Source organism: Streptomyces griseorubiginosus (assembly GCF_017614965.1).
GTDB classification, from domain to species: domain Bacteria; phylum Actinomycetota; class Actinomycetes; order Streptomycetales; family Streptomycetaceae; genus Streptomyces; species Streptomyces griseorubiginosus_B.
On sequence record NZ_WVUG01000372.1, the window covers coordinates 1 to 7,965 of the forward strand.

At 71.7% G+C, this 7,965-nt stretch carries 7 protein-coding genes, 1 tRNA gene and 1 riboswitch; of the genes, 3 read left to right on the forward strand and 5 right to left on the reverse strand.

Annotated features, from left to right (window positions below):
* Nucleotides 1-364 precede the first annotated feature (364 nt).
* From GRC12_RS39205 to GRC12_RS39220, 4 genes are all read right to left on the reverse strand, one after another.
* On the reverse strand, nucleotides 365-1,309 hold the full coding sequence (locus tag GRC12_RS39205) for an aldo/keto reductase (RefSeq protein WP_208785212.1): 945 nt from the start codon (nucleotides 1,307-1,309) through the stop codon (nucleotides 365-367).
* 97 nt (nucleotides 1,310-1,406) lie between these two features.
* On the reverse strand, nucleotides 1,407-2,429 hold the full coding sequence (locus GRC12_RS39210) for a M23 family metallopeptidase (RefSeq protein WP_208785213.1): 1,023 nt from the start codon (nucleotides 2,427-2,429) through the stop codon (nucleotides 1,407-1,409).
* Nucleotides 2,430-2,441: 12 nt separating this feature from the next.
* Nucleotides 2,442-2,598: riboswitch (cyclic di-AMP (ydaO/yuaA leader) on the reverse strand.
* Between the two features lie 245 nt (nucleotides 2,599-2,843).
* A tRNA-Met gene (locus GRC12_RS39215) sits at nucleotides 2,844-2,917 on the reverse strand.
* A 78-nt stretch (nucleotides 2,918-2,995) separates the two neighbouring features.
* A complete protein-coding gene (locus GRC12_RS39220) occupies nucleotides 2,996-4,126 on the reverse strand; it encodes a dihydrofolate reductase family protein (protein WP_208785214.1) in 1,131 nt (376 codons plus the stop codon).
* A 96-nt stretch (nucleotides 4,127-4,222) separates the two neighbouring features.
* Here GRC12_RS39220 and GRC12_RS39225 point away from each other — a divergent pair, with 96 nt between their 5' ends.
* Nucleotides 4,223-4,735, forward strand: coding sequence for a MarR family winged helix-turn-helix transcriptional regulator (locus tag GRC12_RS39225; protein ID WP_208785215.1), 513 nt, complete (start codon nucleotides 4,223-4,225; stop codon nucleotides 4,733-4,735).
* Between the two features lie 127 nt (nucleotides 4,736-4,862).
* Nucleotides 4,863-5,504, forward strand: coding sequence for a GTP cyclohydrolase II (locus tag GRC12_RS39230; RefSeq protein ID WP_133049024.1), 642 nt, complete (start codon nucleotides 4,863-4,865; stop codon nucleotides 5,502-5,504).
* A gap of 76 nt (nucleotides 5,505-5,580) precedes the next feature.
* On the opposite strand, the gene GRC12_RS39235 is transcribed toward GRC12_RS39230, so the two are convergent.
* Entirely contained in the window at nucleotides 5,581-6,735 is a 1,155-nt protein-coding gene (locus GRC12_RS39235; RefSeq protein ID WP_208785216.1) for a sensor histidine kinase, read from the reverse strand.
* Between the two features lie 253 nt (nucleotides 6,736-6,988).
* On the opposite strand from GRC12_RS39235, the gene GRC12_RS39240 reads away from it, so the two are divergent.
* Nucleotides 6,989-7,965 (forward strand): acyltransferase family protein (locus GRC12_RS39240; protein ID WP_308286734.1); only part of this gene is annotated, 977 nt, incomplete at its 3' end.

Genomic DNA, 7,965 nt, shown 5'->3' on the forward strand with positions numbered 1-7,965 from the left:
GTTGCTGGCCGAGCTGTGGCGCCTGCGGGACGTCGCCCGGCCTGCCCTGGACCACGCGGCCCGGGCGACGGCCCCACCGGTCCCGGTGGCCGCCCCGCCCTGGCCGCTGTACGGCACGTACGGCCATCCGGCGGCACCGTATCCGGCGTACAACCCGTACCAGTCGTAAGGCCGCCGCAGCCTCGGCACCGCCGGCCGCCGCCGGCCCCAGCCACGGTGACCGAGCACCGTGGCGGCGGCCGGAAAAGGCCGGCAGTGAGTGGAGGCCGCTGCTGAAAGAGCCCGGCGAAGAACCAAGCCGACGGCAGAAGGAACGGAATCCCTCAGACCGACGCCCCCGCCAACCGGGCCCTCCCCGGCATCCTCAGGCCGACGCCTCCGTCAAGCGGCTGATCTCGGCGTCCGTCAACGTCACGTCCGCCACGGCCAGGAGGGCGGGGAGCTGGTCCACCGTGCGGGCGCTGGCGATGGGGGCCACCACCGTGGGCTGGGCCGCGAGCCAGGCCAGGGCGATCGTGGGGACCGGGGCGTCGTGGGCCTCGGCGATCTCGTCGAGGGCCTTGAGGACCCGCTGGCCGCGCTCCGTCTCCAGGTGCTTGGCGGCGCCGCCCGCGCGAGGGCTGTCGACGGTCGCGCCGGGGCGGTACTTGCCGGTGAGGAAGCCGGACGCCAGGGCGTAGTACGGGATGGCGGCGAGGCCGTAGCGCGCGGCGAGGTCCTGCAGCGGCCCCTCGTAGGTGTCGCGGGAGACCAGGTTGTAGTGCGGCTGCAGTGCCACGTACTTGGCGAGGCCCTCCCGGTCGGAGAACTCCAGGGACGCCGCGAGCCGTTCGGTGGAGATGTTGGACGCGCCGATCGCCCGCACCTTGCCCGCCGTCACCAGCTCGTCGAGCGCCCCGATGATCTCCTCGACGGGAATCTCCGGCTTGTCGAAGTGCGTGTAGTAGAGGTCGATGTAGTCCGTGTCGAGGCGGCGCAGCGAGGCGTCGGCGGCGGCCTTGATGTTGGCGGCCGACAGCCCCTGGTACTCGGGGTGCTGGCTCACCTTGGTCGCGATGACGACGTCGGACCGGTTGCCGCGGGCCTTGACCCACTTGCCGATGATCGTCTCGGACTCGCCGCCCTGGTTGCCGGGGACCCAGGCGGAGTAGCCGTCGGCGGTGTCGAGGAAGTTGCCGCCCGCGGCCGCATAGGCGTCGAGTACGGCGAAGGACGTGGCCTCGTCGGCGGTCCAGCCGAAGACGTTGCCACCGAGGGCGAGCGGGAAGACCTCGAGGTCGGAGGAGCCGAGTTTGCGCAGAGAAGTCATGTGTATGGTCAACGCCCGCCCCGGAGAGTCCTCTTCCGGAACGGCCGCAAACTTCGCGTAAACAATCGGAGGCGGCCGTTCCGGGGCGGTGCCGCTGTCAGGGGTTGAGGCCCTTGCTGCGCAGCCAGGTCATCGGGTCGATGCCGGTGGACTGCCCGTTCGGGTGGACCTCGAGGTGCAGGTGCGGGCCGGTCACGTTGCCCGTGGCGCCGATCCGGCCGATGACGTCACCGGTGGCGACCTTCTGGCCGACGCTGACGCTGATCGAGGACTGATGGCAGAACCACAGCTCGGTGCCGTCGTCGAGGGTGAGGATCGTGCGGTAGCCGTACGACCCCGCCCAGCCGGCCTCCGTGATGGTGCCGGAGTGGATGGCCTTGATGAGCGTGCCCGTCGGCGCGGCGAAGTCGAGGCCCGTGTGGTAGCCGGAGGACCACATGGAGCCGGCCTGACCGAAGGTGCCGGTGATGGTGTAGGAGACGACCGGCAGCTTGTACTGCTTGGCGAGTTCGGCGAGCTTGGCGTCCTCGGCCGCCTTCTTGGCCGCCGCCTCCGCCTTCTCCTTGGCGGCCTGCGCCTTGGCCGCCGCGTCCTTCTCCGCCTTGGCGGCCGCCTCGTCGACCTGCTTGGCGAGGGCCGCATCGGTGGCCGACTGGGCCTTGCTGTCGAGCTGGACCTGCTGCGACTCGGCCTGCGCCATGATGCGGTCGCGCAGCGCCTCACCGGCGTCCCGGGTGCCCTGCGCGGTCTCCTTGGTGCTCACCCCGACGGCGCTGAGCGCGGTCGCGGAGCCCTTGGGGGCGTCGGAGCCGGCGTCGAACACATGGGCGACGGAGGCCAGGTCGGGCAGGGAGATGGACACCGGCGGCTTGCCGGTGTTGGCGCTGGCCATGCCGCCCGCGCCGACGGCGGCTATGACACCGACGCCGAGAACCGTGGAGCTGCGGGCGAGTCCCCCGCCGCGCTGCCTGGAGACACGGTGCCGGCCGCGTACCGGACGGAGGGACTCCTCGGTGGGGTTCCACTCCTCCCACTGGCCCTCGTCGTCACTGGGGCCGAAGCCGAAGGGCCGGGTGCCCGGCACGAACGGGGCTGCCGGGGCAGGCGGGTTGGACGCCACGTGGGCGTGCTCCTTTCCTTCCTTCTCGCCTACCGGGTTAGCTGACGGGTTCGGAGCAGGAAGGTCTCCTACGCGCGTAAACCTGCCGTGGGTCCACGGCGGTTTCCGCGCGATTCACCCCAGGGTGGTGGTTCCCCGGTTCCCTTGCGGGATTCGGCGCGTGCGCACGGAGCCGCCTCTTGTGACGGCTGGGACGACCGCGCTGCGTTATCGAACGTTAATAGACCCGGGGTGGGGTTTCCAAGCAGTTCGGCTTGATCATTAAACGTTTTTGGCGCGGACGATCGGGCCATGACCGGTGAAAATCGGGCGAGTTGACCTTGCTCCAGGCTCTGCACGGGGAGTGACGGTCAGGGAAACGGGAAACACCGAGGGCCGGAGTCCAGTCACTGGACTCCGGCCCTCGGTCTTCAGTAGCGGGGACAGGATTTGAACCTGCGACCTCTGGGTTATGAGCCCAGCGAGCTACCGAGCTGCTCCACCCCGCGTCGTTGTGTAACCAGCATACGCCATCCGCGGGACGCCCAGCACCAGGGTTTCCGTCCGCCCCCGCTCCACCTGCGTCTTCAGCCCGGCAGATGGGCGTTCGGCGCCTTCGCCCGCTCCTCGTACCCGGGCAGGACGACCACCTTGACGCCCTGCGAGGCCAGCAGACCGCTGCCGTCGGCGGCCTCCACGAACGTGTCCGGCTCCCGCCACGCGGTCACCACCCGCCGTACCCCCGCCTCCAGGATCAGCCGGGCGCACGGCTTGGGACGGGACGCGCGGTGGGCGCAGGGCTCCAGGCTGCTGTAGACCGTCGCGGTCGCGAGCCTCGGATCGGCCGGGTCGAGCTTGGCCAGGGCCGCCTCCTCGGCGTGCACCACGGGGTCGCCGGCCTCGCGGGAGTGGCCGCGGGCCAGCTCCGTGCCGTCGGCGGCGACGACCACCGCGCCGACGCTGAACGCGGTCCGCGAGGGCGGGCACTGGGCCGCCAGGTCGCAGGCGATGCGGAGCCAGTGGTGGTCGGCGGCGGAGGCCAGCGGGCCGGTGCCGGGGGCGGTGGGCTCGTAGCGCATGAGGACCACGTCCTCGATCCGCCGGCTCTCCACCAGCCTGAGCCGTCCGCCCTGGTAGCCGCCCGGGCCGAAGATGCGGGGCGCGTCGGGGTCGCCCACGAACAGGGGGGCGAGCACCAGCTGGAGCTCGTCCGCGAGCCCCTGCTGGAGCAGTTGGCTGTGGATGCGGCCGCCGCCCTCGACCATGAGCCGCCGCACACCCAGGACGTCGTGCAGATGCTCCAGCAGCCGGCGCCAGTCGAGGTCGGGTCCGAGCGGGACGACGTCGGCGGCGATCCCGAGCGCGCGGGCCCGTTCGCCGCCCTTGTCGGTCGTGTAGACGACCTTGTCGCCGCCCGTGTGCCAGAACCTCGCCGCCGGATCCAGCTCGCCCGAGCCGCTGACGGTGACCTTGAGCGGGTACTCGGGCCGGCCCGAGGCGACGCGGGCGGCGCGGCGCTCGGGCGAGTTGACCAGCAGCCGCGGGTTGTCGGCGCGGATCGTGCCGGCGCCGACCAGGATGGCGTCGACGGAGGCCCGTACCTCGTCGACGCGGTCGAAGTCGGCCGGGGACGACAGCAGCAGGCGCTCGGGTCCGGTGTCGTCGAGGTAGCCGTCGAGGGAGACGGCGGCGGACAGCAGGACGTACGGGTGGGGCATCGACGCGCTCCCCGGCTCGTGATGGACGGCACGCTCGGCACAAGGCGCTGAACGGCCACTCTTGGTTCAAGTTTGAAACAAACCTACACTGGTGGCATGACGACTCGCTGGCTCACCCCGAAGGAGCAGCGCGCCTGGCGCGCGTACATCGCGGCGACGTTCCTCGTCGAGGACGCGATCGACCGGCAGCTCCAGCAGGACGCCGGCATGCCCCACCTGTACTACTCCATCCTGGCCAACCTCTCCGAGACCCCGGAGCGGCGGCTGCGCATGACCGACCTCGCGGAGCGGACGAAGATCACCCGCAGCCGGCTGACCTACGCCGTGGGCCGGCTGGAGAAGGACGGGCTGATCCGGCGCGAGAACTGCCGCTGGGACAAGCGCAGCAGCTTCGCCGTGCTGACCGAGGAGGGCATGGAGGTCCTGGAACGCACGGCCCCGGGACATGTGGAGAACGTACGGTCCCTGCTGTTCGACCACCTCACCGAGGAGCAGGTCGAACAGCTCGAGGAGATCTGCACGGGGATCGTCCAGCGGCTCCAGGAGGACGAGCGCCCCACGCCCGACGAGGTGCCCTGGCGCCGCCGGTCGTCGCCGTCCTGTTCATGACCAGCACGTGAAGCGCCGCACAATTCTGTTGCTTCAAATTTAAAGCATGGGGTAGGGTCGCCGACCGTGCACCTGTTTCAAATCTGAAGCAGGAGCCGCCAGACTACGGACGACCCCGGAGACCCGCATGCCCGACTTCCCCGCCGCCACCGAGCGCGCCCGTGTCCGGGTGCCGCTGCGCTTCGCCGACGGCTACAGCGTCGACGCCGAACTGGTCACCTTCCACGGCCTGACAGACGGCCAGGAGCACGTGGCCGTCGTCCTCGGCACCCCGGCCCCGGGCACGGTCCCGCTGGTCCGGCTGCACTCCGAGTGCCTGACCGGCGACGTCTTCGGCTCGGCCCGCTGCGACTGCGGCCCGCAGCTGCGCGAGGCGGTCGAGCGGATCGCCGACCGGGGCGGGGTCCTGCTCTACCTGCGCCAGGAGGGCCGGGGCATCGGCCTCTACAACAAGCTCGACGCCTACGCCCTGCAGGACCAGGGTCTCGACACGTACGAGGCGAACGCGGCCCTGGGCCTGCCCGAGGACGCGCGCGACTACACGGCCGCCGCGCAGATGCTGCGGGCCCTGGGCGTCGAGGAGCTGGACCTGCTGTCCAACAACCCCGACAAGGCCGAGCAGCTGCGGGGACTGGACATCGCGGTGCGCGACCGCGTCCCCACGGGCGTGTTCACCACCGCGCACAACGTCCGCTACCTGCGCGCGAAGGTCCTGCAGACGCAGCACACGCTGCCGCTGGGCCAGCTGACGGAACTCACGGCCGGCTGATTCCGCCGGCTGATTCCGCCGGCTGATTCCGACGACTGATTACGCCGATTACGACGACTGATTCCGACGGCGTCCGTCACCACACGCACGGCAGCATGACGTCGATCACGGTCGGCCCGCCGACGGGGCTGGAGAGGTCCAGGGTCCCGTCCAGGGCGGCCACCCGCCGCCGCATCCCGACCAGCCCGGAGCCGCCCGTCTCGTCGGCGCCCCCGTGCCCCTCGTCGGCGACCCGCACCCGCAGCCCGCGCCTGACCCGCTCCAGCCGGACCGAGGCCCGCGCGGAGCCGCTGTACTTGGCCGCGTTGGTCAGCGCCTCGGCGACCACGAAGTAGGCGGCCGCCTCCACGGCCGCGGGCGCCCGCACCCCGTCCTCCTCCAGCCCGGCCACCTCCACGCTCGCCTCGAGCCCGCATCCGGCCGCCAGCGCCCGCACCGCACCCACCAGCCCCCGGTCCGTCAGGATCGGCGGATGGATGCCGCGCACCACGTGCCGCAGTTCGGTCAGCGCCTTCTCGGCCTGTGCCTGGGCCTCGTCGAGGAGTCGGCGGGCGGTGGCCGGGTCGCTGTCGTAGGCGCGTTTGGCGAGCCCGATGCGCATCGACAACGCGACCAGGTTGGCCTGGGCGCCGTCGTGCAGATCGCGTTCGACACGGCGCAGCTCGGCGCCGTGCGCGGCGATGGCGTCCGCGCGGGTCGCCGCCAACTCCTCCACCCGTGCGGTGAGTCGGGCCTTCGCAGACGGCTTGAGCAGGGCTGTGGACCAGTCGGCCTCCAGGTCGGCGATCCGCACGATCAGCGGGAGCACGAGGGGCGTACGGCGCAGCAGCCCGCTCCACACACCGTCGACGACCAGTCCGAGGGGCCACAGCGGGAGAGCGAGGACGAGGAGGGCGCCGTAGAAATAATCGGCGACCATCCAGCGCAGATCGGTGAAGGTGCCGGGGTCCCGGACGGCCGTACGGATGCGCTCCCGGACGGTCCCCGTGATCGGCTGGTACGCCTCCGGGATCCGCTGCCCGGTCCAGGCGGCCGTCATGACCCGCTTGGCGCCGGCGATCCGCCGGATGATCAGCACCGTCTCGGGCAGCAGCCAGGCGCCGACCACCGCGAGCGTCCCGACCGCCGTGATGATCAGCACCGTGATGAAGATCCACAGCCCGAACGCCATGGCCGCGGCCAGCACGAGATGCCCGGTGGCCCTCACCGCCTGCCGCACCGTTCTGCCCATGGGGCAACGGTAAGCGGGCGGGAGGCGGGGACGCGGTGTAGCGGGCTACACCATCACGGCGTCCGGGAGTACGGCGAAGGTCCGCATGATTCTGGGGAACCAGCGGCGCGGCCGATTCCGTACGCCTCTCCCCGGGCCCCCGCCAACTCCTGCGGGACGGGTTGAACCCCTCGACCGCAGGCGACGTACGAGTCACCGTGGGTGGTAGACGACACCCACCGCCAGGGGCCCGAAGAGAGGCGGAGCGATTTCAGTGGGATCGAGCCAGGCCGTAGGAGAACTCGCTCCCCTCGCCGGGACGCGGGAGGCGTCTCCCGTCCGGACGCGGAAGTCGGCTCCCGTCCGGACGCGGGAGGCGGCTCCCGTCCGGACGCGGGAGGCGGCTCTCGCCGCCCCGCACATTCCGGGCCTCGACGGCCTGCGCGGCATGGCCGCGCTGTACGTCCTGCTGTTCCACTGCTGGCTGCTGACCTTCCCCGGCTTCCCCGCCAACTCCGGCCCCGCCTGGACGGCCTGGATGATGTACGGCCGTCTGGCCGTCGTCTTCTTCCTCGTCCTGTCCGGTTTCTCGCTGGCCCTCTCCCCCGCCCGCAAGGGCTGGGAACTCGGCGGCACGGCCCGCTTCCTGCGCCGCCGCGCCTGGCGCATCCTGCCGCCGTACTGGGCGGCCCTCGCGTTCAGCGTGCTGATCGCCCGGTACGTCGTCCCCGCGTCGCACTTCGGCCCGCCGAACCGATCCTCGCTGCTCGTGTACGGCCTCCTGGGCCAGGACGTCCTCACGGCCCCGACACCCAACGGGGCGTTCTGGTCGATCGCGGTGGAGGCGGAGCTCTACCTCCTCTTCCCGGCCCTGCTCCTCATCCGCCGCCGCCGGGGGGCGGTACTCCTCCTCGCGTCGGTGACCCTGCCGGTGATCGTCCGCGGCCTGCTGGCCCCCCACGCGAACCCGGCAGAAGGGCTCAACTGGCTGACCCCCGACCTGGCCCCGGTCTTCGTCGCCGGCGTCGTCACGGCGGGCATCGTCACCGCGTCCGAGCGGATCCGCGGCCTTCCCTGGCACTGGCTGTCCGCCCTGGCCGCGCTCCCGCCCCTGGCCCTCATCGTCACCAAGGGCTCGGTCTGGACGGTGCACCACTCCTACTGGATGGACCTGGCGGTGGTCCCGGCGATGGCCCTGCTCCTCGCCGCCCTCACCACGGGCCACCCCACGCCCCTCCTCCGCCTCCTCGC